Origin of the sequence: Curtobacterium sp. MCLR17_031 (genome assembly GCF_003234775.2) — a bacterium.
In the GTDB taxonomy this organism is placed as follows: domain Bacteria; phylum Actinomycetota; class Actinomycetes; order Actinomycetales; family Microbacteriaceae; genus Curtobacterium; species Curtobacterium flaccumfaciens.
Genome location: NZ_CP126270.1, coordinates 3,442,788 through 3,466,714 on the forward strand (window position 1 = coordinate 3,442,788; position 23,927 = coordinate 3,466,714).

Genomic DNA, 23,927 nt, shown 5'->3' on the forward strand with positions numbered 1-23,927 from the left:
GGTCAGTCCCTTCAGGCCGCTGCGGCGGCGAGTTCGGCGGCCTTCTCGGCCGCATCGTCCATGGTCGCGGCGACGGTGACGAGCGGGTGCGCTGCCTCCGCCAGGATCCGGCGACCCTCTTCCACGTTGTTGCCGTCGAGGCGCACGACGAGCGGCTTGGTGGCCGCGTCGCCGAGGATGCCGAGCGCGGCGACGATGCCGTTCGCGACGGCGTCGCAGGCGGTGATGCCGCCGAAGACGTTCACGAACACGCTCTTCACCTGCGGGTCGCCGAGGATGACGTCGAGGCCGTTGGCCATGACCTCGGCCGAGGCGCCGCCGCCGATGTCGAGGAAGTTGGCGGGCTTCACGCCGCCGTGGCGCTCACCGGCGTAGGCGACGACGTCGAGCGTCGACATGACGAGCCCCGCGCCGTTGCCGATGACGCCGACCTGGCCGTCGAGCTTGACGTAGTTCAGGCCGTGGGCCTTCGCCTTGGCCTCGAGCGGGTCCTCGCTGGCGGTGTCCTCGAGGTCCTTGTGGCCCTCGTGGCGGAAGTCGGCGTTCTCGTCGAGCGAGACCTTGCCGTCGAGTGCCAGGATCTGACCGTCGCCGGTGCGGACGAGGGGGTTCACCTCGACGAGGGTCGCGTCCTCGCCCTTGTAGACGTCGTAGAGCTTGACGAAGACGTCGGCGACGGCGTCCTGCAGCTCCGATGGGAAGTTCGCCTGCCGAGCGATCTCGAGCGCGGCGGCCTTGTCGATGCCCGTCAGCGGGTCGACCTCGACCCGGGCGAGCGCCTCGGGCTTCTCGACGGCGAGCTGCTCGATCTCCATGCCGCCCTCGACGCTGGTGAGCGAGAGGTAGGAGCGGTTGGCCCGGTCGAGCAGCACGGAGAAGTAGAACTCCTCGGCGATGTCGGCACCCTGGGCGACCATGACGCGCTGGACGGTGTGGCCCTTGATGTCGAGGCCGAGGATGGCCTGCGCGTGCTCGAACGCCTCGTCCGGGGTCTTCGCGACCTTCACGCCGCCGGCCTTGCCGCGACCGCCGACCTTCACCTGCGCCTTGACGACCACGACGCCACCGATCTTCTCGGCCGCCGCCTTCGCCTGCTCGGGGGTGTCGGCGATGATCCCCTGCAACACGGGGACGCCGTAGGACTCGAAGAGGTCCCTGGCCTGATACTCGAAAAGATCCACGCTGTTCTTCTTCCCGCACGGTTCGTGCGATCGGCATCGGTTTCCCGGTCGCGCACTCCACATCGAGGGTCGCTCGATGTCGAGACAACGGCCGCCACGCAGCCTAGCGCTGCTCGGTGGACGGCCGGTGCACGGATGCCGGGCCCCGGTCCGCTCCGACGCGCGTGAGCCGCTGCGCGCACCGCTGGGACCGGCCCGAGCTGGCGCTCGGCACTGTGGATCGGTGCAACCCGAACTCCGTACCCGCGCCACCGAGGTCTTCGGCTGGAAGCTCCGCCCCGACCAGGAGTCCGTCATCCACGCGGTGCTCGAACACCGCGACGCCCTGGCGGTCATGCCCACCGGATCGGGGAAGTCCGCGATCTACCAGGTCGCCGGCCTCGGGCTGGACGGCCTGGTCGTGGTCGTCTCCCCGCTCGTGGCGCTGCAGGAGGACCAGGTGGTCGGGCTCGAGCACCATCCCGACGCACCCCGCGCCGTCGCCCTGAACGCCACGAAGAAGGCGCGGGACGTCGCCGACGCGTGGGACGCCGTCGCCGCGGGCGAGATCGGCTACGTGTTCCTCGCCCCCGAGCAGCTGGTGAAGGACGACGTGCTCGAGCGCCTCCGCGATGCCGGGGTCGCACTGGTCGCCGTCGACGAGGCGCACTGCATCTCGTCGTGGGGCCACGACTTCCGACCGGACTACCTGGCGCTCGGCGAGGTCGCGGAGCGCCTGGGCCGCCCGCCGGTGCTCGCCCTGACCGCGACGGGGTCCGCTCCGGTCCGGGACGACATCGTCGAGCGGCTCGGCATGCGCGACCCGTTCGTGCTCGCCTCGGGGTTCGACCGTCCCGGCATCCGACTCGAGGTGGTCCGGCACGCCGAGGACGCCGAGAAGCGCCAGGCCGTGGTCGACCAGGTCGCCGAGCTCGACGGTCCCACGGTCGTCTACGTCGCCACCCGCGCGGCGACGACGGAGTACGCCGACGCCCTCGCCGCCCGCGGTCGTCGTGCGCAGCCGTACCACGCCGGCATGCGGGTGGCGGAGCGCGAGGCCGTGCACACCGGGTTCCTGGACGGCGACGTCGACGTGGTGGTCGCGACGAGTGCCTTCGGCATGGGCATCGACAAGCCCGACGTCCGGTACGTCGTGCACGCGGACGTCCCCGAGTCGATCGACGCCTACTACCAGGAGATCGGGCGAGCCGGGCGGGATGCCGAACCGGCCGGCGCCACCCTGCACTACCGCGCCGAGGACTTCGGCCTGCGCACGTTCTTCGCGTCCGGCTCGCCGCGGCCCGCCTCGGTCCGGGCCGTGTTCGACGCCGTCCCGGCGACCGGCTCGATCGCCCGCTCCGCACTGGTGGACGCCGCTGGCCTGTCGGCCCGCACCGCCGGTCGCGCACTGAACGCCCTGCTCGACGCCGGCGCCCTGCGCGACGACGTCGACGGTGTCTCCCGGGTGCCGGACGGCCCGCAGGACGCCGACCGTGCGGCACGTGCGACAGCCGACCGTGCCGCCGAACGGGAACGGGTCGAGGAGTCCCGCATCGCGATGATGCGCCAGCTCGCCGAGACGACCGGGTGCCGCCGGCAGTTCCTGCTCGGCTACTTCGGCGACGAGCTGCCGGAGCCGTGCGGCAACTGCGACACCTGCTCGTCCGGCACGGCCCGGGACGCCTCCGCCCACGTCGCCGACGGTGCGAACGACGCCGCCTGGCCGCCGGATGCCCGCGTCGAGCACGCCGAGTGGGGCACGGGCGTGGTGATGAGCACGGAAGAGGACCGCATCACGGTGTTCTTCGAGTCCGCCGGGTACCGCACCCTCGCACTCGCCGACGTCGAGGAACGCGACCTGCTCGAACGCGTCTGACAGCGGCCCGGACGAATCGCACCGACGGCCAGCGCACGGGCCCGGACGGCCCGGCCGGCCCGGGCGGGGAAGGCGCGGTCGCTCGACCACCCGTCGGCGACCGCGCTCCACTCCCCCGAGCATCGGCGATGCTGCCGTGGCGGTGTGACCGGAAGGTGACCCCCGGGTGAACACGACACGAAACCGGACGGCCGCCAAGCGCCGGCGGGTAGGCAGGAAGCCCGCAACGGAAAGGAACCACCATGAGCGACCCCGGCATCAGCCCCGTCGACGACTTCGAGTCCCAGCAGCGTCGCGACGACGACATCGATCGTGAGCACGTCGGCCCGTACGAGGTGGACGAGGCCGAGGAGTCCCTCGAGACGGTGACGAACGACGCGGTCGCCGGTGAGACGGTGGAGCCGCAGCCCGGTGACGGCTCCGACGACGGTCCGACCGGCGGATCCCCGCGCGAGGGCTCGCCCGACCTGTGGGAGCACGAGAACGAGCAGGACGAGGACCGCGCCGACCTCGGCAACGACCTCGGCACGAAGCCGCTCTGAGCGCTGACCTGATCAGGCTCCCCCGGAACACGGCTCGGTAGCATCGGGCCGTGTTCCGACGAGTCCGCTCCAGCGTCCGCAGCATGCCGTCGGCAGCGCGGCTGCTGGCGGTCGCGGCGATGCTGCTGGTCGCCGCCGCGGCACACCTCGCCGCCCGCTCGGAACCCGGTGGCCGCTGGGTCCCGCTCCTCGTCGTCGGCGTCGTCGGTGCGGTCGTCACCGGATCACCGACCCGCCTCTGGCCGCTCCCCGCGATCTGGCTCGTCGCGACGCTCCTCGCCCTGACCGGTGATGCGCCCGTCGACACCTCGTACGCACTGGTCGCCCTGGTCGTCGGCGCCGTCGCGCTCCTGGCGGCGATCGCCGCGGACCTGTGGCCGGTCCTGCGGGCGCGACGCCGACGCGGTGCGGCGTGAACACCCCACGGCCTGGAGGCACGACACACGACCCGCACCGTGCCTCCCGTCCGCCTGCTGGTCGCGCGCACGACCGTCACCTGCGTCGGTTCCTCGCCGACAGCACCCCCGTGGCCGCGGGCGGCCGCGCCATCCTGCTGCAGATCGCCGACCCGGTCGTCGCGGCCGGTGTCCGACGGCACTCGGACTTCGCCAGGCGACCCCAGCAGCGGCTCGCCCACACCCTGATGTTCGTCTACGCCGTCGTCATCGGGACGGAGACCGATTCGGCGACCGCAGCGGGCTTCGTCAACCGTGCGCACCGGCCCGTCGCGGGCGCCGACGACGTCGACCGGCAGCTCTGGGTGGCCGCGACCCTGTTCGACTCCGCCCGCCGGGCACACGACCTGTTCGGCACACGCGTCTCCGCGGCCCGAGCCGAGCAGGTCCTCGCCGCCTACGCCCCGATCGCAACCGCGCTGCGGGTGCCGCCGGAGCGTTGGCCGACCTCGGTGGCGGCGTTCGACCGGTACTGGCAGCAGACGCTCGACGGACTCGAGGTCACCGACGACGCCCGCGGGGTCGTCCGTGACCTGCTGCACCCGCGGTTCGCGCCGCTGTGGGTGCGGGCGGCGATGCCCCTCGTCCGCATCGTGACCGTGGGGATGCTGCCGGAACGGGCGCGCTCGGCGTACGGCTTCGCGTGGGGGCCGCGGGAGGAACGGCGCTTCCGGCGCACCGTCCGGGTGGTGGCCGGGGTGCGGGCGCTGGTGCCGGGGGCCCTGCTGGGGCTGCCGGGGCCGCTGCTGCTGCGGGCGATGCGGCGGACCGCTGGGCGACACGCCACGGTACGGTAGCGGGCATGTCGGTCGACCACTTCGCCATCACGGTCCCGCGGTCCTGGTTCGAGCTCCCGGTCGAACCGGAACGCCGTGACGACCGGATCAGCGCCCTCGTGCAGGAACGCATCGAGGACCACCGGGAACTGTGGGACCACCGCACCGAGATCGTCCGGGTGCTCCGCCGATTCGCCCGCTCGGCGTGGGACAGCGGCGCGCGGTACTGCGCCGCGTTCGCCGAGCCGAGCGAGGACGGCATCGTCTCCGGTGCGCTCACCGTGACGGTCCTGCCCGCGCCCGAGGCCGGCGGCGACCCGCTCGCCGCGCTCACCGACCACGTCGCAGCACTCGGCGGTGACGACGACGGCATGCACGTCGACGTGCACGAGGTCCCCCGCGTCGGCCGGGTGCCGCGCGTCTGGGGTGTCTCGACGGTGCAGGCACCGGACGGCCGCGGGTCGTTCGACGTCGTGCTCATGCAGACGTTCGTGCCCGCCGGCGACCAGGTCGCCCTGGTCAGCGTCTCGTCGCCCGCGACCGACCTGGCCGAGCCCCTGTACGAACTGTTCGAGACCGTGACCGACACCTTCGAGCTCATCGACTCCGCCGCGGTCGGCAGCGAGGCGTCCTGATGCGCCTCTGGCCGTTCCGGAAGAAGCGCAAGGTCGTCGAACCCGTCGTCGAACGGGTCGACGAGCGTGACCTGGCACAGATGGCACAGCGCGGCGAGCTCGCCCGGTCGGTCACCACACCACCCCCTGCTCCGCGTGCGAGTGCCGACCGGGTCCGGGCGACCGTGGCGCAGCTGCCCGGCCGACCGCTCGGGTCGTCCGGCGGCACCACCGCCCGTCGTGACGCCGCCCCCGCCCGCCAGGCAGCGGCTGCCGTGCTCGTCCTCGACGGCGCCCAGCGGGTGACCGTGTCCGGCGGCGGGCTGATCGGCCGTGACCCCGCAAGCGCCCACCCGGACGGCGGACACGCCCACATGATCGCCCTGGAGGACCCGGAGCGGCTGCTCAGCCGCACGCACCTGGAGTTCGGGTTCGGCGCCGAGGGCTCCCTCTGGGTGCTCGACACCGCGTCGGCGAACGGCGTCGAGCTGCAGCGCCCGGGGTTCCCCGCGGCGATGCTCGTGCCGTCGCAGCGCACGACCGTGCAGCCCGGCGACACCGTGGTGTTCGGCGGGCACACGCTCCGCGCCGAACCCGCCGTCGGACTCGTCAGCGAGACGCCGCTGGGCTGAGCAGGCCCCGGACCGGGCCGGCTCCGGGGTGCGCGGGCTCCGGGCTGCGCCCCCGCGGCCGACGCCCCCGCGGCCGACGCCCCCGCGGCCGGCGCCCCGCGGCCGGCGCTAGTCGCCGGCCGGTACCTGCACGAGTCGGAGCGCCTGGTCGGCGTCGTTCAGCAGCGCCCGGCCCGCGACGCGGTCCTGGGTGACCAGGCTCTTCGACAGCTTCGTGCCGATCAGGTCGCCGTCGACGGTGCTGAGCGGCGCGAGGAGCATGCCCCGACGGGCCTTCTTCGCGTCGACCTGCCAGCCGCGGAACCCGCTCGCCACACCCTCGACGTCACCGGCCAGGACGAGCCCGACCGAACGACCCCGGTCGGAGTCCATGATCGCCCGGAACACCGGTTCGGCCGGCGACTCCTTCAGGGCCTCGGCGTCGTCGACCAGCACGAGCGTGAAGCCGTCCGAGCCGGTGTCGATCGCGGCGGACAGCCCCTCGGCGCCGATGGCGCCGTCGGTCACGACCGTGACGCGAGGGGCTCCGTCGAGTGCTCGGAGCGGGGACTCCCGCGGTGTCACCGCGACGACCGACCCACCCGCCGACAGCACGTGGCGCGCCATCGCGACGAGCGCGGTGCTCTTGCCCGAGCGGGGGCTGCCGCCGACGATGAAGACCGGGGTGTCCTGCACGAAGTCGTGCGTGAACAGCCGGAGCTCGTCGCCGCCGACGCCGAGTGCGACCCGGCCGACCGACGCCTCGGCCGACGGCAGGTACCGCACGGCGTCCGTGAAGGTGATGGAGCGCGGGAGCACGTCGATCCGGAACGGCTTCGGGGCGTCGGCCGGCACGTGCGCACGGACCTCGTCACCGATGCCCCGCAGCGCGGCGGCCTGGTCGCGGCCCCCGAGTCCGCCGGGCAGCACGGCGACCTGGGTCTCCGTCGCCGTGGCGTTCCGGAACCCGCGCCCCGGTGGGATCGACTCCGGGAGCTTCTTGCCGTTGATGCCCTCGTAGTTGTAGTCGCCACGGTCGGCCAGGGCGAGCAGCAGCTTCCGCTCCACCTGGCTCGACATCCGGCCGGACGTCAGGGTGCGGTCGCCGGAGACGACCAGGTGCACGCCGACGCCGACGCCCTCGCGCAGCAGGGTCTGGACGGCGTCGTGCAGCGCACCGTTCTCGGCGTCCGCCAGGGTCGCCATGAAGCTCTCCCACTGGTCGAGGAACACGACGATGTGCGGCATCGGCACGGTGCCCGCGTCGGTCCGCTGCTCGGCGATCGACGAGTACCCACCGGCGGCGAAGGCGGCCTGGCGCTCCTGCACCGTGCGGAGCAGGATGCCGAGCAGTCGCGAGACCCGGTCGGGTTCGTGCCGCTGCACCACGGCACCGCAGTGCGGCAGCGCCCCGAGGGCCAGCAGCGCGCCGTTGCCGCAGTCGATCCCGTACATGTGGACGTCGCCGACGCCGAGCCGCAGGGCCATCGCCCCGGCCAGGGTGCGGAGCGTCTGGCTGCGACCCGAGCGGGGCGAGCCGATGACGAACAGGTGGCCGTCCGCGTCGAGGTCGAACACCGCCGGGCGCTGCCGCTGGTCGCCCGGGTGGTCCTCGACGCCCCAGGCGACCGCCAGGGGTGCCAGGTCGCCGGTGCCGGTCGCCTCGACGTCGTCGAGCCCGACGACCTCGCCGAGCGGCGGCAACCAGGGCTTCCGCTGCTCGGGGGTGCCGAGGGCGCGGGTGGCGTCGTCGATCGACGCGACGAGGACGCTCAGGTCGGTGACCTCCACGTCGCTGGCCGCGGCCTCGACGGCGGCCGGGCGGGGGGCTGGATCGCTGTACGAGGCGAAGGTGAGCTCGCGGACCAGGGCGGGCCGGGCCTCCTGGTCGTCCGAGCCGGGCCGGCGCCCACCCACGCGACCGGACTGGAACGGCAGCAGCGAGGCAGCGCCGAGCCGCACGTAGGCGCGCCCCGGGGTCGACTTCGCGATCCGCGCGGCGTCGTTCGCGCCGATGACGTCCTGGCTCTCCGACTGGTCGGTGACCCGCAGCGCGATGCGGAGGTTCGTGTTCGCGCGGATCTCGGGCGACACGACGCCGCCCGGACGCTGCGTGGCGAGGATCAGGTGGATGCCGAGCGAGCGACCGCGCTGGGCGATGTTCACCAGGCCCTTGACGAAGTCGGGCAGCTCGCGGGCGAGCGAGGCGAACTCGTCGATGACGATGAGCAGCCGCGGCAGGCTCGGGATCGTGTCCCCGTTCGCCGCGCGCTTGGCCTGCAGGTCCTGGTAGTCCTCCAGGTCCTTCGCCCCGACCTCGGCGAGGGCGTGCTCGCGGGTGCGGAGCTCGGCGCCGAGCGACTCGAGCGCGCGCTCGACCTGGTGCGTGTCGAGGTCGGTGACCATGCCGACCGTGTGCGGCAGGTCCACGCAGTCCTTGAAGGCCGCACCGCCCTTGTAGTCGACGAGCACGAAGTTCATCTCGTCCGGCCGGTTCGCCACGGCGAGGGACGCCACGATCGTCTGCAGCAGCTCGGACTTGCCGGAACCGGTGGTCCCGGCGACCAGGCCGTGCGGGCCGTCGTTCCGCAGGTCGATCGCGAACGGCCCGTCGATCGACGCCCCCACCACGGCGGTGGTGCTGCGGCCGCCGAGCAGCCAGCGTGCCTGCACGGCCTCGGACGTCGGCGGTTCGAGCTGGAGCACGTCGAGCAGCCGGGCGGACGACGGGATGGCGCCGTCCTGCACGTCCGGGCTGGCGTCGACGATCGGCGACAGCGACCGGGCGACCCACTCGAGCCAGTCCTGGTCGACCAGGTCGGGGCGTGCGTCGTCGATGCGCTCGCTGCGCTGCTGGGTGACCCGCACCCGGTCGTCGCGGACGACCACCACGGCGTCGCACTCCTCGGGCAGGAGCCGCTCGTCCAGGTCGAGGCAGATGCTGAACACCCCAACCGACGGCCCCTCCTTGAGCACCTGCACGAGCGAGGGCATCGCGCGGAGCCGGCGCGCGCCGTCCATCACGACGACGATCTCGTCGGCCGGCGGGGTCTTCTTGCCGATCCCGGCTTCCTTGCGGGCGTCGATGATCGCGGCGAGCTCGGCGATCGCCCGCGCGGTCGACGCGGCGTTCGAGGCGATGCTCGTCATCGGCTGGTCCGCACCGTCGCGGCGGACGTGCGGCAGCCAGGACATCCACTCCCACAGCGACGTGCGCGTGGTGTCGGTGAGCAGCGTGAAGGTGACGTCCTTCGGGCTCTGCAGTGTCGCGAGCTGCGCGACCACCCAGTTCGCGAGTCGTCGGGCGTCGTCGTCCGGGCCGGCGATGCCGATCACGCCGCGCTCGGCCAAGCGGATGCGCACCGGCACGTCCGTCGCGTCCCACGCGACGGTCCGCTTGTGGGACAGCTGCTCCGGGTCCTCGATGGTGACCTCGGAGCGCTGGGTCGCCGTGCCGACGCGGACCAGCAGGTGGTCCGGATCCGTCCGGCGTCGCTCCCACAGGCGCGGCAGGGGCGTGACCGCCGTCTCGTAGACGGCGGCGGGGTCCGGCGCGCTCGCGATCCAGCGTGCACGTTCGGACTGGAGGCTCTCGGTCGCGTCCGCCTCGATCCGCGCCTTGGTGTCCTCGTACTCCACGACGCGTTGCCGGTACGTCTTCTTGCCCTGCCGGCGGCCCTGGAGGCCCGTGATGATCATCAGGATCGGCGACAGCAGGGCGATGAGCAGGTAGATCCAGCGACCGGTGGTCGACACGAACATGACCGCCATGCCCATCGGCGCCAGCGCCATCAGGATGGGGAGCGCCCGGGCCGGGGGTTCGGTCGGCGGCGGGGGCAGCTGGTAGCGGGTGTGCTCGTCCGGCGGCAGGATGCGCGGCGGCCGGTTGTACTCGAGCGACATGCCGTCGTCCGCCAGGGACAGGTGGGCGCCGCGGTTCGGGGCGCGGCCGAAGCCGAGCAGGACCCCGCCGACCGCGAGCTGTGCGGTCTCGGGCCAGTCGGTCTCCTCGGTGACCGGCTCGCCGTCCAGCAGCGCCCCGGAGTAGCCGTTCGCCGGGCGCACCTTCGCGCCGTCGGCCGTCACCGTGACGAGCAGGGCGATCTCCGGCACCGTGTCGGACCCCGACGCCTCGGCCTCGACCTCGTCCGTGGTGCTCACCGGTACCCGCACGTGCGCGGACGGCGACGTACCGATGGTCACCGTGCCGGTGCTGACCCGCACGATCGTCCCCGCGTGCAGCCCGGACACGATCCGGACCTCGGCGTCGGTCAGCGGGCGGAGCGGCGGCGGCGGCACCTGCTCGAGGCTCCGGCGCACCACCACGCCCTCGCGGACGCCCGACTCGGCGACCGACGCCGAGAGGTCGAGCGGCTGCTCCCCGACGAAGTACACCGGGGTCCGGCCGGAGGCGACGACGTCCGTGGCGATGAGGCGCTCGGCCTCGGCCACCAGCTCGCGCACCGCCCGGGACTCGTCACCGTCCACGTAGACGTTCGCGGTCTGGCCGCTCTCGCGGTCGACCATCGTGAACGTGAAGGTCATGGCATTCCCCCGTAGCGTTGACTTCGTGTCGCAGGACGATGGTAGTGTCCCCTGCAACACGCCCCGTTGGGGGGACAAACGAAACTCCGGGGAAAGGGAGTCACACCGTGGCGAACATCAACGTCTCGTACGCAGACCTCGAGGCAGCAGCCTCCGACCTCAAGGCGGGCCAGGCAGACATCGAAGACCGTCTGTCGGCACTGCAGCGCAAGATCCAGCAGCTCATCTCGGACGGCTACGTCACCGACAAGTCGTCGGTCGCGTTCGGCGAGTCCTACGACGAGTTCAACCGTGGCGTGACCCAGACGGTCCAGGGGCTCGAAGGCCTCTCCACGTTCCTCTCGAAGGCCTCGCAGACCCTGTCCGAGACGGACGAGTCGCTGGCCTCCGGCCTCAAGGGCTGACACCGTCGTCGACCCCGTGCCCCGCGATCGCGTGGGGCACGGGGTCGTCGCGGTTCCTGTGGCGCCGTCCTGACGGCGCCGGTTCGTGATCGGGGAGGGATTGTTCCGTGGCAGGCAAACTGCTGGTTGACCTGATGGGGCTCGGGGAGCTCCAGAACGACCTGACGACCGTGCACAGCACGCTCGAGCAGGCGCACAAGCGTGTCGACGCGTCCGACGACGAGATCGGTTCGGGGACGGTGCAGAACGCTCTGCACGACTTCGACCACCGCTGGGGCGACAAGCGGGACAAGATCAGCGAGTCGACGAAGGCGTTGGCGGACATGCTGAGCTCGTCCATCGAGACCTACACCGAGACCGACGAGCAGCTGGCACAGGCCCTGCAGGTCAACGACGAGAACGGCGGCGGCGGACCCGCTGCCTCGAGGGCGCAGTAGTCATGGGGCGGCCGTCGGGGTGGGACGTTGTCGATCAGGGTGATGATCCGGTCAAGGGTGATCCGTCGACGTTGCGGATGATGGCGCGGGAGTACCAGCGCATCTCCGACGCGGCCGCTGACGCCTCGACGCGGCTGCAGTCGGTGAAGGGCTCCGGGTGGCTGACCGACTGGGAGGGTGAGGCCGCTGATGTGTTCGTCGACGCGATCGAGGACACCCCGTCGGACCTGACCAAGCTCGTCGATTCGTACGAACTCGCCGCGACGGCGTTGTCGGGGTGGGCTGACACGGTCGATGACACCCAGTACCGGGCTGATGGTGCGTTGGCGGACGCGAAGGACGCCACCGGGGACCTCGCCGCAGCGCAGGACCGGTTGGCGGATGCGCAGTCGACGTTGTCGCACTACGAGTCCGCGTCGAAGGACCTGTCGAAGGTCGCGGACGAGTACCCGGCAGGCTCCGACGTGCCGGACGGGGTGGATGTTCCCTCGCCGGCGCAGTTGCGGGCAGCGTCCGACAACGCTTCCGTCGCGCAGGGTTCCGTGAGCTCGGCGCAGGGGGACATCTCGGCGGCGCAGTCGCGGATCGATGCGGCGAAGCGGCTCGTGGCGGATGCGAAGAGTGATTGGCAGGACGCGGAGCAGCGGACCGCGACGAAGATCGGTGAAGCTGCGGACGCGGGCCTCGGGAAGCAGTCCTCGTGGGACAAGTTCTTCGGGTCCGAACAATGGGAGGCCGTCGTCTCCATCGCGAAGGTCGTCGTCGCTGTCGGCGGCATCATCGTCATGATCGTCGGCGGACCGCTCGCATGGATCGTGCTCGGTGCAGCGTTGCTCGTGCTCGCCGACACCCTGTACAAGATGAGCAAGGGCACCGCCGACGGGTGGGACCTCGCCTTCGCGCTGCTCGACTGCATCCCGGGGATGAAGGGGATCACCACCGCGAGCCGATTGCTGTCCGCCGCAGGCGACGCGCGCAAGGCGTTTTCGCTCGCTCGTTCGACCGGGACGCTCGGGCCCCTGGCGGGCCGGACACTCAGCGGTGCTCGTCGCTACGGCAAGATGGCCATCAAAGAGGTCCCGCTCGCAGTGAAGCAGTTCGCGTCGAACCCCGCGCGACGAATCGAGCGCATGGCGTTGCAGGTTCGCTACTTGACCCCTGCGAACATGGTGCGCAGTACGGTCGACGCTGCGAAGGGATTCGCAAACGGCTACACGGTGGGGGGCCAAGGTACGGGCATCACCGGCAGGCTCCTCGAGGGGCTCCAGAAGTCCGACTCGGCGTTCGCACGAACGGTGAATTCCGGCTACAACGCCCATGTGTCGGAGATCGCCCGCACCGATCCTGCGCGAGCGAGTCAACTGTGGCAGGGTGGCGGCGGCTACTACGGCGTCGATGACATGACGAACGTCGTGGCCGACTCAAAGGGTGTCGACGGGTTTGCCTCGACTCCGGACTTCGACGGGTCCGGTGCGTCCTATGCGGTACCGAACAGTCCGGTCGTCGACTCCGCGACATTCCACGAATCCGTCCAGGTAGGAGCGAGCACCGGCTACGCGACCCCTTATCGCGAGTTCGTCTCGGAGACCCACATCGGCCCGGGCTCGACCTACGCGATCGGCCATGCAGGAGCCAACCCACAGTTCGGCGGCGGGGGCGGCATGCAGATGTTCAGCTCGGACATGATCGGGCACAACCCGTCTCCGTTCCCGGCACACGGCGGATCAGCACACGCCTGGTCCCCTATGGACAGTTCCGTACGAACCGTCGGAGAATCGGTTGCAATGCGCAATCTCCTCCATGTCCCATGGCGCGCCTACGCGTACACCGCCCCGCTGGCCTCGAGTGATTGAGTCGACCAGTCCGGCGAGCCTGCCGACCTTCATCAGTGTCGGCCCGGTGTCCAACAGGCGGTTCGACGACGACGGACGCCTCGTGATCGAGCGGGATGGGGTCGAGGACGGCAGTTGGAACGGCACGTCCATGGAGCAGTACGTCGCGCCCGCTGCCGCGCTCGCCTTGATCCTCGACGTCCTCGACCCCGAGGTCGACGAGCGAACCGGAATTGAGCATCGTTTTATCCTCAATTCGCGTGAGGACGAGCGCGGTGACATGCGCGGCGGCCGCTCCCCGATATCACGGTGGGCATACGGTGCCCTCGTCGACTACCCGCTCGACACGCAGCTCCTCGCGGAACGCGCGAGTCTCGTTCACACCCGCCGATCTGGCCACCCTGCCTTCGACAACGAGTACTTCCGCTACCCGACCGCCGGACGGTTCGTCGAGCAGCTCGGGCCCGGAGCAACTTGGTACCGAAACGGTAGGCGCGACTACTTCGACCAGGTGCTCTCGTTCGCCAGCGATCCCCAAGCAGATCGGCTCGTCAAGAAGTATCGCCGGCTCTGGGAGCGAGCTGAAATGCGCTGGTCACGTCTGGGAACCGAGGAGCAACGACGGCGAGAAGGCCCGTGGACCTGAGCGACCCGGCCGAGCTCACGCTCTGGCGACGTGCGGTCGACCTCGACCTGTGGATGTTGGCGACCGAGGACGGCGCGCCGGCGGTCATCGCCCCGGGTGACGGGTCCTCCCCCACTGTCGCGCTCGCGTTCCTCGCCCTCGATCAGGCTCAGGCAGCCGCCCCGGACGACGCGGTACTCCTCCACACGACGTTGTGGTCGGCGCTCCGTGCGACTCCGTCCGACGTGGGCGTCCTGCTCCAGCCGGGTCAGGCCGACGAGGAGGTCCTGCTTCCCGATGACATAGACCGGATCATCGGTGGACCGCGGGATCGCGCGCCGATGCTCTCACCTCGCGACCTGGCGATCACGTCGATGATCCCGGCAGCAATCGTGGACAACACCCTGATCCCGAAGCCGGACGGCTTGCCCGTGGGTGTACTCCTCGACCAGTCCAGACGCTCCACTGACGGATTGGCCCTGGCCGCAGGGCCGTCGATGCAGATCGAACTCGACACATTTACAGCAGCGGCACTCGTCCGTGCAGCGAGTCCGTTCCCGATGGGATTCGACATAGTCGTCGGTGCCCCGAAGCCGGAGCAGTACCCGGCGCTGACCGACTTCCGCGCGCAGTACGACGGGGTGCCGATCAGCACGGTCGGTGTCATCGTCGAGCGGGTGTCCGAGCGGATCGTTGTCCTCGCCGACACCGACGACCCCGATGAACTCGGACGCATTCGTGTCCGGGCCGCATCGCTCGTGCCACTGCCCGTCTTCGTGACCGACCGCAGGTCCTCACCGGAGCGGGTGTGGGTGCTCGGGCGTACCGACAGCCCCGTGTCATGACGCTGACCGGGCAAGCAACTTCGGGTCGGACGACAGTCAAGGCCGTGCCGATGGCACGTGTGGCAAAGGTCGCCGATGACGAGTTCGTGGCTTTGCCCGGAGGGCTGAGCCGTGGCGGAATCCAGCCTGACCAATACATCGACGATGGTGGTCCGCTCTCCGCAGGTGCCGATGTCTCGCTCCGCCCAGCACCGGTCGCTGCCGTGGGTTTCACCGAAGCACTCACTGACCACCTGGGGTGGACAGCAACCGCCACTCGCGCACGTGGCACGGCGCTGATGCCAGGTCGATGAGGACGGGGCTCACAAGGGCGGGCAGGTCCCTGCTGCCGACATCGAGGTCTTGGCGGGCGCGGCCGGAGCCGGAACCGGATGGTCGTCTCCGCACGATGACGTCCCCGGACCCGCTCTGGCCGGAGTACGGTCGTCTGCTCACCTTCATGAACTGGCTCGAAGACCGCTCCTTCACGATCGCCGAGCATCGCGGGCCATCCCGTCAGCGAGGCAATGAACTCCTCGTTGACAGACGATTCACCGCCGTCGGAAGGCCGTGTTCGATCGCTGACCTCGAGAAGGAGTGGTCCTTCGGCGAAGGGATTGAACTCGTCGACCGCCCGGGCGGCCCTGGGACACCGATCGCTCGACTTCGAGACGGAGTACGAGCGGGTGACTACCGGTACTCGGTCGATTTGCGGATGGCGGTCAACGGAGACACGCTCGTGAACGACGACCGAGACACAGCCTTTCGCGCACTGATCCGTCTCGGTCATGCGCTCGCTGCCACCCCCACGTGGAACGGTCGCGACGTCCCCGCTGAGCACCCCGCCGGGGCCGGATGGGGACGCCTGCCGTACATCGTTCGATCAATCCAACGGGAGGGCGGTCGGCTCTCCCCTCGCGCTCCGAACCGGCGCTTCTCGAAGGCTGTGGAACACTCCGGGACCATCCTCATGCGGGGCCGCTCCACTCTGGAAGACCTCCGACTTCCCGACGGCATGGCGGCGGAACGTTTCGACGACGGAACGACACTGGTGCGGGACTTCCCCGGTGGGTTCGCGAGTGAGCGGGCGCGTTTTGCACTCGTCATCCTGCCGGATGCCTGATGTCCTTGCGCTGCACCCCAGCGCCACGAACATGCTCGTAGGGTGGTGAGCGTGCGCATCGCTGCTGTCCCCGTACCCGATGACCTGCACCTAGCGATCGACGACAGCGGCCGGCCCGCCACGATGCCGTACGACCGCGGCGTCGTCGTCGAGTTCGCGTACTCCATCGCCGGGGACCGCCCGCCGGCTGTCGGCACCGGTTCACGGCGGGTGAGTCGTCAGTCGCTGATCGAGGACGAGCGCAGCGGTCGCGCGATCGTGTTCGTCGACGTGGCCGCCGATCATTGGGAGGGGTTGCCCGTCACCGAACGCCCCCGCGCGCGCCGGGGTCTCCTGCCGATCCAGTCGCGAGCAGCACACGCCAGGCGGATGTCAGCATCCAGCGGTGTCTGGGCCGAAGTGGTCCTCGGGGTGTCCGTCCCGAACACCGCATGGGAACTGTTCACCTTCAACGCCACCGGGCCGCGACTGCACCTGGTGATCGACCCGGATCCCGCCCGGTGTCGCACCGAGATCCTCCGGGCACTCGGAGACCGACCGCACCCGGAGATCACCATCGTCGATTCCGTTGACGCCGTTCCACGTGCCTGGCGGAATGCCGCCCGCGCACTCCTCCACGGACAGCACGATGGCTGAGGCTGCGGCTGCGCCTCGTCACGGCTGTGACACGCGCCTCTGGCACCTGAACATCGACAGATCCGATGTCGCCGAAGCGGTCCGGTCGCGGATCGGCCTGCTCAGCGATCGAGCCGTGTTGGCCGAGGAGGCCGGGTACCATCGCCCGCCCAGTCCGACCGCCCATCAATCGGACTCAGCGGGCACCCTCCTCGCGATTGGACCGGGCGTCACGGCGCCCACCGCACTCCTGTTCAACCGAGAGGTGATCGGCCGATGACGATGCCGAGCGCAGATCGGACGGCGATCGAGCCGGGGTGTTCGGTCTGCACCGCTGCAGTTGCGCGGCACGGCAGGGTCGAGACGGCGATCGGCGTCAGCCACCAGCAGCGGACCTCGTACTTCCGCTGCGTCGCCTGCGACACCTACTGGGGACAGGACGAGCGCTCGCTCCGCGTCGTCGGGGAAGCCGACGTGCCGCTCGACCTGACGAGCGACTGGCGCGACGGCGACGGCAACCTCCGAGCAGCACCGCTCCCGCCGTACCGCCCATTTGCGCGGCACGCCGATCTCCCGACGGAGATCACCACGACGGCCTTCGGTGACCAGGAGCACCCGCCTGCCGTCATCGACATCCCGTTCGCCCACGAACTCCTCAACTCGGTCCCCGCTGGTCCCCTCGCCGAGCGCGTTGCCGTCTGCCGACAGCTCGCGCGGTTGGCGGAAGCCGTCTCGCCGTCTCTGGGCCCGGCAGAACGAGCGTGGACCTTCCGCCGCGTCGAGTACACCGACTCGCTCGGGCACCGTCACGTCGGCTACGGCTTGGAGCTCGACCGGGTTGCGACGTTCGACGAGATCGCATCCCGCGTCAGGTTCCCCGGGTTCGGACCGGGCGTCTTCTCGGCGACTCCGCGGAACGCCACGGTGTCCGAGTCGGGAACCCTGATGACCATCGGTCCGGGAGGCGCGATCGCCCACCCGGGCGTCCCGTTCTTCAATGCGCTGCGGCTCGGTGCGTGACATGACGACCTACGAACGAACCGCTCACAGGAACGGCACGAGCGCGCCGGCGACCGTGATCGTCGAGATGGACCTGACGAACCCCGATCATCATGTGCGCTACACCGTGACCGTGTTGCTGCTGGGCGCAGAGCACGCGGCCACGGCGTACGACGCCTTCGAGGCACTGAGCCTGGTGCGCGAGGCGCTCGACGACGAAGGCTGGCTCCTGGGCGTGCAGGGAGCCCGCGTCGACGTGTGGCCGAGTGGGATGGCGCGACAGCAGGGCGGTGGCATGCGGGCGTACCGACTCCGCCGCGGTCGTCAGCCTCGGTTCAAGGACCTCGTCGACGTGTTCGCCCCGGCCGACGAACACCTCGGCACCGTGCAGGCGCAACGCGCGTTCGTCGCAGCGAAGTTCCCCGACGCCTGACCGGGTGCTGGCGACGACCGTCCGTGACTCCCTGAACACCGAGCCCCCGCGCACGGTTGGGTGGGTACATGTCCTCTGCCCCGCTCTCCGGTGACGACTCCCTGCACCTGCCCGAGTTCGACAACCCGCCAGCGTCTCCGCTCGACCTCGCTCGCGAGTGGCTGTCCGCGGCGAAGGACCGACAGGTCTCCGAGCCGCTCTCGATGACCCTCGCCACGGCCGGTGCCGACGGCCGCGTGTCTGCTCGCACCGTCGACGTAAAGCGGATTGCGACCAACGGACTGGTCTTCGGCACGTCGGAGGACAGCCCGAAGGGCCGGCAGCTCGCCGAGAACCCGCACGCAGCCCTGCAGGCCTACTGGCGCGAGACGATGCAGCAGCTCCGGTTCGAGGGCCACGTCGTCCGACTGTCGGACGCCGAGTCCGACGCCCTGTTCGCGGACCGCTCTCCGAAGTCACGCGCCGCGACGGCCATCGCCGACCAGTCCGCCGTGCTCGAACCCCGCACCCTGCAGGACCTGATCGACGACGCGAACGACCTGCTCGACGACTCCGGCGACGACGTCCCCCGGCCGGCACGGTGGGTTGCCTGGCGTCTCGAGCCCGACATCGTGGAGTTCTGGCACGGCAGCCGTGACCGGATGCACCGACGACTGCAGTACGCACTCGCCGAGGGCGCCTGGACGGCCACACGCCTCCAGCCGTAGTCGGCGCGGCTTCGGTTGGTGCGAGATTGGCCACTCCGTGCGCGCTCGTTGCGCTGCACGGAGTGATCAGCCTCGCACCGAGCGCCACTGTCCCCGGCCGCCGAGCCCGCGCTCCCTACCGCCCGATCGGGTTCACCATCTCCCCCGCCCGGATGAGCGACGCCGACTGGTCCGCCAGGTCCACCATCGACAGGGTGTTCCGCAGCTGCAACCGGTTCAGGCACGAGTGCTCGAACGTCGGCACCCGCAGGTCCAGGGGACGCCGGCGGTCCGGGTGCGCGGCGGCGTGGGCGTCGATGCACTCCCCCACGACCTGCCAGAAGCGGGACTCCGGCAGCACCGCGTCGTCGTCGAGGATCGCAGCGACGAACCGCAGCACCCCGTCGAACACGTCGGTGAACACCGCGAGCGCGGCCTCGTCGTCGGTCACCGGGTGCACGATCCGGTCGATGTCGGCGGGCACCGGGCGGTCGTCGTGCCGACCGAGCACGGCGGCCTCCTCGCCGATGTCCTTCATCACGGCGCGGACCACGACGCCGTCGCGCACCACGAGCACCAGGTTCTCGCCGTGCGGCATGAACACCAGGTCGTGCACGGTCAGGCAGTGCACGACGGGCAGCAGGTAGGCGTCGAGCCAGCGCCGGACCCAGACGTCGGCGGGCAGACCGGAGGCCTCGATCAGCGCCGAGACCACGGCGTTCCCCGAGGCGTCGCGGTGCAGCAGCGCCGCCATCGTCAGCAGTCGCTCACCGTCCGCCAGCCGCGGCAGCGGACTCTCCCGCCACAGTGCCGCGAGCATCTTGCGCTGCGGCGAGGACACGTCGACCCGGTGGTAGGCGTCTCCCGTGTAGCCGATGGCGGCGTGTTCCCGGAGGACCGAGAACCCGGCGGCGGCGAGCGTGGGGTCGGCGGAGACGATCGACTCGACCCAGTCGTTCACGGCCGGGGTGTTCCGCATGTACGCGGGCGACATCCCCCGCAGGAACCCCATGTTCTGCACGGCGAGCGCCGTCTTCACGTACGAGCGTGCCGGCTCGGTGCGGTTGAACGCGGTGCGGATGGACTGCTGCGGCTGGTACTCGTCGGGTCCCTCGCCCAGGTCGACCAGGTCCTGTCGGCCCAGGTCGGGTGCGAAGGTCACGGCGATCCGGTGCTGCCACTGCCACGGGTGCACGGGCAGCCACACGTACTCGTCGGGGTCGAGCCCGCGACGCTCCAGCGTGGCACGGAACCCGGCCACGACCGCCGGCGACAGCTCCGACCGCCAGTGCGCCTGCTCGGTCCGGTCGGCGGCGAGCGCCAGGTGCGTGTGCTCGCGTCGGGCGGCGAGCCACCGGTACCGGAACCGGCCGCCGGACTCCGGCGCGAACGCCCGGTACTCGTCGAGCCCGAACCCGATCCGGCCGTTGGCGGCGACGAACGCCGGGTGCCCCTCGGTCATCGCCGCCTCGACGTCCTGGAACGACGCGACGACGTCCTCGACGGACCCGGACGACCCGGCCCCGCCCCGCCCCCGCGCCAGCTGCCCGGCCGACGGACCGCCCCGCCGGTGCTTCGCTGCGGCACTCGCCAGCGTCGACGCGATCTCCTCCAGGTACGTCCCGAGCAACTCGTCGGGGATCCCGAGCACCTCGTGCAGTTCGAGCACGAGCTCCTGCGCGCTGAGTGGTGCCGACGCCCCCGCACGGGTCCGCGTCAGCGAGGCCTCGTCCATCGACCAGTGCTCGAGCACGTGCTGCCGCGCCCGGAACCGGTAGGTCGACTCCCCCGCCTCGAGCCGCCAGCCGTCCCCGTCGGGCACGGGTGCGATCAGCCGTTCGTGGGTGAACTCCGCGATCGCCTTCGCGACGTGGTGCCGTTCGGCGGGCTCCAGGTGCTCGGGCCGCAGGTGCGCGGCCGGCCCGTCGTCATCGGGGACGCCGATGCGATCGGTGTCGAGCACTGACAGCAGGGCCCGCTTGCCGTCGACGTCCACCTGGCGCAGCGCGCGGAACCCGACCTCGGCGTTCTTCGCCTGCACGGCGGTGTTCCGCACGTCCGGTTCGACGACGACCCGGCGCGCGCCGAGGGCGTCCCGGCAGTGCTCGACGACGGCACGCATCACCGCGCTGGTCAGGCCGTGCACACGACGGTCAGCGGGCGCCGGCGCGACGAGCAGGTGCATGCCGACGTCGCCGGGTTCGGCCGCCCACACGTCGGTGAGCAGGACGGCGGAGGGGTCGTAGGTCTCCGCCAGGAAGCACGGCTCGCCGTTCCGGCGGCCGAGCCACGCTGCCTGCGCGGGGTCCGCCTGCACGCCGGCCAGGTAGGCACGCACGGCGTCCACGTCGAGGTCACCCATCTCCCACCACGACGACGCCGGGTGGGCGAGCCACGACTGCACGACGGCGGCGTCGCGTTCCGGGTCCACGGGTTCGACGGTCAGGAGGCCCGGCTCGGCTCCCCCAGGCGCGGTCGCGTCCGGTGCCGTGGTGGTCACGATCGGGGTCATGCGGAGACCTCCGCGCGCTCGGTCGCGGGGTCGGCCGGCGCGCGCTCCGCGGCGCCGGGGTGGGCGGTGGACGGCGCTGCTGCTGACTGCCCCGAGGCGGGCAGGCCGAACTCCTGGAAGGCGATCCGGGCCTCCAGGCCGTACACGGGGCGACCCGCGACGGACCGGATGATCGACGCGTTCCGCCACGCACCCATGCCGAGGTCGGGCGCGGTCAGGCCGTGCGTGTGCTCCTCGGCGTTCTGCACCCAGATGCGTCCGCCCAGGGTGTCGACGTGGTGGTCGCGCGCGACCGCCAGGCGACCGCGGGAGTCGCGGGCGACGAGGTGCTCGACCGGGTCGAGGAACCGCGGGACCCGCGGGGTGTACCCGGTGGCCAGCACCAGCTGCTCGACCTCGTGCTCGTACGTCTGGTCGAGCTGCTCGTGGCGGAGCGTCAGGCGGTACGTGCCGCGGTCGGCGAGCCAGGCGGCGTCGACGACGCTCGTCTCGGTCCGGAGCGTCGTCGGGACGGGGCCGCGCGCACTGATCCGGTAGAGCTGGTCGTACAGGTCGTCGACCAGGTCGGCGCTGATGCCCTTGTACAGGCCGCGCTGCTCCCGCCCCAGGCGGTCGCGGACGGCTTCGGGCAGCCCGTGGAAGTGGTCCGTGTACTCCGGGCTCGTCATCTCGAGGGTGAGTTTGGTGTCCTCCATCGGGAAGAACCGGGGCGAGCGCGTGATCCAGTCGAGGCGGTAGCCGTCCTGCCGGATGTCCTCGAGCAGTTCGCGGTAGACCTCGGCGGCGGACTGCCCGCTGCCGACGACCGCGATCGACCTGGCGTCGCGCAGGGCGTCGCGGTTCGGCAGGAACTCGGCGGAGTGCACGGCCGGCCCGCCGATCCCACGCAGCGGGGCGGGGACGGACGGCTCGGTGCCGATGCCGACGACGACGTGGTGTGCGCGGTACGTCTCGGGACCCTGATCGGTCTCGGCGTGCACCGTGAACGTGTCGGTGACCGGGTCGTGCTCGACGGCGGTCACCCGGCGGCCCCACCGCAGGGTGTCGAGCCGGTCGGCGGCCCAGCGGCAGTAGGCGTCGTACTCGCTGCGCAGGGGGTGGAAGTCCTCGCGGATGTAGAACGGGTACAGGCGCCCGGTCTCCTTGAGCCACGCGAGGAACGAGAACGGTGAGGTCGGGTCGGCCATCGTCACCAGGTCGGCGAGGAACGGCACCTGGATCGTGGCGTCGTCGAGCATCATGCCGTGGTGCCAGGCGAAGCCGTCAGCCGCGTCGAGGAACACCGCGTCGACGTCGGCGATCGGGTCGGTCAGGCAGGCGAGGCCGAGGTTGAACGGGCCGATGCCGACGCCGACGACGTCGTGCACGGCGGGGTCGGCGGTGCGGTCGGCGGTGCGGTCGGCGGTCATCGGGTCGCTCCTTCCGGGGCGGTGGTCATGGCTCGGACGCGCGCGGCCGTCGCGACGACGTGCTCCAGCGACGCGCGCATCTGCTCCGGCGTCGTCTCGGGGTTGAGCAGCGTGAGCTTGTTGCACGGCCGGCCGTCGATGACCGTCTTGGCGATGAGCACCCGGCCCTCGGCGAGCAGGGCCGAGCGGATCGGGGCGACCAGCGCGTCGGCGGCCTCGTCGGTCATGCCGGCGGGCTGCCAGCGGAACAGCACCGTGCTGAGCTGCGTCGGCGCGACGAGCACCAGGTCCGGGTGCTCCTCGACGATCCGGTGGGTGGCCGCGGCGAGCTCGATGACGGCGTCGAACGCCGCACCGATCGCGTCGGCACCGGTCGCCCGCAGCGTGGCCCAGAGCTTCAGGGCGTCGAACCGGCGGGTGGTCTGCAGCGACTTGTCGACCTGGTTCGGCTCGGCGGCGTCCTCCGGGTTCAGGTAGTCGGCGTACCACGCGGTGCGCCGCAGGTCCTCCGGGCGCTGCACGAGCAGGGCGCTCGACGACACCGGCTGGAAGAACGACTTGTGCAGGTCGGCGGTCACGCTCCGGGCCCGTTCGACGCCGTCGAGCAGGTGCCGGCGGGTCGGGGACACGAGCAGACCGCAGCCGTACGCGGCGTCGACGTGCAGCCACACTCCCTCCAGATCACAGACGTCCGCGATCGGCTCGAGCGGGTCGATGACCCCGCGGTCGGTGGTGCCGGCAGTGGCGACGACGGCCATCGGCGTCTGCCCGGCTGCGCGGGCGGCGGCGATCGCCTCGGCGAGGGCAGCGGGCACCATCCGGCCGGCGTGGTCGGTGGCGACGGCGACCACGGCCTCGAGCCCGAGCAGCCGCGCCGACTTCGCGATGCTGAAGTGGGTCTCCGCGGTCGTGAACACGGTGCCGCTGCTGCCGAGGGCCTCGCGCGCCAGCAGCAGGGCCTGCAGGTTCGACTGCGAGCCGCCCGAGGTGAAGATGCCGTCCCCCGCGGCGAACCCGATCCGACCGGCGAGCCAGGCGACGACGTGCCGCTCGATCTCGGTGCCGATGCGGGACTGGTCCCAGGTGTCGACCGACGGGTTCACGGCGGCCAGGACCGATTCGGCGGCGACCGCGGGCAGCGCGACCGGGCAGTTCAGGTGCGCGAGGTACGCCGGGTCGTGGAACCACACGGCCTCGCGGACGAACAGCTCGTCGAGTTCGGCGAGTGCGCGGTCCGTCCCGAGGGGTTCGGCGTCGAGGTCGACGTCCTGCACCCGGGCCCGGAGGACCTCGGGAGCGGTGTCGGTCGTCGGACGGTCGGCGGCGGCGAAGCGGTCGGCCAGACGGTCCACCGTGGACGTCACGGCGGAGCGGTAGCGCTCGGCGGTGGCGGTGGTCAGGAGTTCGATGGGAGGTGTCACGTTAGGTAAGGCTAACCTCACAAACCGC

Annotated in this window: 21 protein-coding genes; 16 read left to right on the forward strand and 5 right to left on the reverse strand. The window is 71.3% G+C overall.

All coding sequences use genetic code 11. The features are described 5' to 3' along the window. Positions 1 to 11: 11 nt before the first annotated feature. Positions 12 to 1,181 (reverse strand): ADP-forming succinate--CoA ligase subunit beta, encoded by a 1,170-nt coding sequence (sucC, locus tag DEI96_RS16265; protein WP_111024796.1) that lies wholly within the window; start codon positions 1,179 to 1,181, stop codon positions 12 to 14. A 223-nt stretch (positions 1,182 to 1,404) separates the two neighbouring features. On the opposite strand from sucC, the gene DEI96_RS16270 reads away from it, so the two are divergent. From DEI96_RS16270 to DEI96_RS16295, 6 genes are all read left to right on the forward strand, one after another. Then, positions 1,405 to 3,036: a RecQ family ATP-dependent DNA helicase gene (locus DEI96_RS16270; protein ID WP_111024797.1), complete on the forward strand. Its 1,632-nt coding sequence runs from the start codon at positions 1,405 to 1,407 to the stop codon at positions 3,034 to 3,036. 242 nt (positions 3,037 to 3,278) lie between these two features. After that, positions 3,279 to 3,578, forward strand: coding sequence for a hypothetical protein (locus DEI96_RS16275; RefSeq protein WP_035809242.1), 300 nt, complete (start codon positions 3,279 to 3,281; stop codon positions 3,576 to 3,578). 50 nt (positions 3,579 to 3,628) lie between these two features. Continuing rightward, positions 3,629 to 3,994, forward strand: a complete 366-nt coding sequence (locus DEI96_RS16280) for a hypothetical protein (protein ID WP_146246965.1) — start codon at positions 3,629 to 3,631, stop codon at positions 3,992 to 3,994. Next, positions 3,991 to 4,830, forward strand: a complete 840-nt coding sequence (locus DEI96_RS16285) for an oxygenase MpaB family protein (protein ID WP_181440595.1) — start codon at positions 3,991 to 3,993, stop codon at positions 4,828 to 4,830. Before DEI96_RS16280 ends, DEI96_RS16285 begins: the two co-directional genes overlap by 4 nt. A gap of 5 nt (positions 4,831 to 4,835) precedes the next feature. After that, on the forward strand, positions 4,836 to 5,444 hold the full coding sequence (locus DEI96_RS16290) for a hypothetical protein (protein WP_071404663.1): 609 nt from the start codon (positions 4,836 to 4,838) through the stop codon (positions 5,442 to 5,444). Next, on the forward strand, positions 5,444 to 6,055 hold the full coding sequence (locus DEI96_RS16295; protein WP_071404662.1) for an FHA domain-containing protein: 612 nt from the start codon (positions 5,444 to 5,446) through the stop codon (positions 6,053 to 6,055). The genes DEI96_RS16290 and DEI96_RS16295 overlap by 1 nt, the downstream gene beginning before the upstream one ends. 108 nt (positions 6,056 to 6,163) lie before the next feature. Here DEI96_RS16295 and DEI96_RS16300 read toward each other — a convergent pair whose 3' ends face one another. After that, positions 6,164 to 10,579: an FtsK/SpoIIIE domain-containing protein gene (locus DEI96_RS16300; RefSeq protein ID WP_111024800.1), complete on the reverse strand. Its 4,416-nt coding sequence runs from the start codon at positions 10,577 to 10,579 to the stop codon at positions 6,164 to 6,166. A gap of 107 nt (positions 10,580 to 10,686) precedes the next feature. Here DEI96_RS16300 and DEI96_RS16305 point away from each other — a divergent pair, with 107 nt between their 5' ends. From DEI96_RS16305 to DEI96_RS16350, 10 genes are all read left to right on the forward strand, one after another. Next, the gene (locus DEI96_RS16305; protein ID WP_071404660.1) at positions 10,687 to 10,983 is read left to right on the forward strand and encodes a WXG100 family type VII secretion target; all 297 of its coding nucleotides are present in this window, start codon (positions 10,687 to 10,689) and stop codon (positions 10,981 to 10,983) included. Between the two features lie 107 nt (positions 10,984 to 11,090). Then, positions 11,091 to 11,420, forward strand: a complete 330-nt coding sequence (locus tag DEI96_RS16310) for a DUF6507 family protein (protein ID WP_128780490.1) — start codon at positions 11,091 to 11,093, stop codon at positions 11,418 to 11,420. Between the two features lie 2 nt (positions 11,421 to 11,422). Beyond that, positions 11,423 to 13,273, forward strand: a complete 1,851-nt coding sequence (locus DEI96_RS16315) for a WXG100 family type VII secretion target (RefSeq protein ID WP_111024801.1) — start codon at positions 11,423 to 11,425, stop codon at positions 13,271 to 13,273. A 130-nt stretch (positions 13,274 to 13,403) separates the two neighbouring features. Then, positions 13,404 to 13,898 (forward strand): hypothetical protein, encoded by a 495-nt coding sequence (locus tag DEI96_RS16320; protein WP_284183616.1) that lies wholly within the window; start codon positions 13,404 to 13,406, stop codon positions 13,896 to 13,898. Beyond that, positions 13,889 to 14,722 (forward strand): hypothetical protein, encoded by an 834-nt coding sequence (locus tag DEI96_RS16325; protein ID WP_111024803.1) that lies wholly within the window; start codon positions 13,889 to 13,891, stop codon positions 14,720 to 14,722. The genes DEI96_RS16320 and DEI96_RS16325 overlap by 10 nt, the downstream gene beginning before the upstream one ends. Positions 14,723 to 15,161: 439 nt before the next feature. Next, positions 15,162 to 15,824, forward strand: coding sequence for a hypothetical protein (locus DEI96_RS16330; protein ID WP_146246967.1), 663 nt, complete (start codon positions 15,162 to 15,164; stop codon positions 15,822 to 15,824). 51 nt (positions 15,825 to 15,875) lie between these two features. After that, positions 15,876 to 16,460 carry a hypothetical protein gene (locus DEI96_RS16335; RefSeq protein WP_146246968.1) on the forward strand — a complete coding sequence of 195 codons (585 nt, stop codon included), beginning with the start codon at positions 15,876 to 15,878 and terminating at the stop codon, positions 16,458 to 16,460. Positions 16,461 to 16,715: 255 nt separating this feature from the next. Continuing rightward, positions 16,716 to 17,459, forward strand: coding sequence for a hypothetical protein (locus DEI96_RS16340; RefSeq protein WP_111024805.1), 744 nt, complete (start codon positions 16,716 to 16,718; stop codon positions 17,457 to 17,459). A gap of 1 nt (position 17,460) precedes the next feature. Beyond that, positions 17,461 to 17,871, forward strand: a complete 411-nt coding sequence (locus tag DEI96_RS16345; RefSeq protein WP_146246969.1) for a hypothetical protein — start codon at positions 17,461 to 17,463, stop codon at positions 17,869 to 17,871. A 68-nt stretch (positions 17,872 to 17,939) separates the two neighbouring features. Continuing rightward, positions 17,940 to 18,578, forward strand: a complete 639-nt coding sequence (locus tag DEI96_RS16350) for a pyridoxal 5'-phosphate synthase (RefSeq protein ID WP_111024807.1) — start codon at positions 17,940 to 17,942, stop codon at positions 18,576 to 18,578. A 115-nt stretch (positions 18,579 to 18,693) separates the two neighbouring features. Here DEI96_RS16350 and DEI96_RS16355 read toward each other — a convergent pair whose 3' ends face one another. The 3 genes from DEI96_RS16355 to DEI96_RS16365 are packed head-to-tail and all read right to left on the reverse strand — an operon-like array spanning position 18,694 to position 23,899. Next, complete coding sequence (locus tag DEI96_RS16355; protein WP_284183617.1) at positions 18,694 to 21,069, reverse strand: GNAT family N-acetyltransferase; 2,376 nt, start codon at positions 21,067 to 21,069, stop codon at positions 18,694 to 18,696. After that, positions 21,066 to 22,478, reverse strand: coding sequence for a lysine N(6)-hydroxylase/L-ornithine N(5)-oxygenase family protein (locus DEI96_RS16360; protein ID WP_111023314.1), 1,413 nt, complete (start codon positions 22,476 to 22,478; stop codon positions 21,066 to 21,068). Before DEI96_RS16360 ends, DEI96_RS16355 begins: the two co-directional genes overlap by 4 nt. Beyond that, complete coding sequence (locus DEI96_RS16365; protein ID WP_111023313.1) at positions 22,475 to 23,899, reverse strand: pyridoxal phosphate-dependent decarboxylase family protein; 1,425 nt, start codon at positions 23,897 to 23,899, stop codon at positions 22,475 to 22,477. The genes DEI96_RS16360 and DEI96_RS16365 overlap by 4 nt, the downstream gene beginning before the upstream one ends. Positions 23,900 to 23,927: the final 28 nt, after the last annotated feature.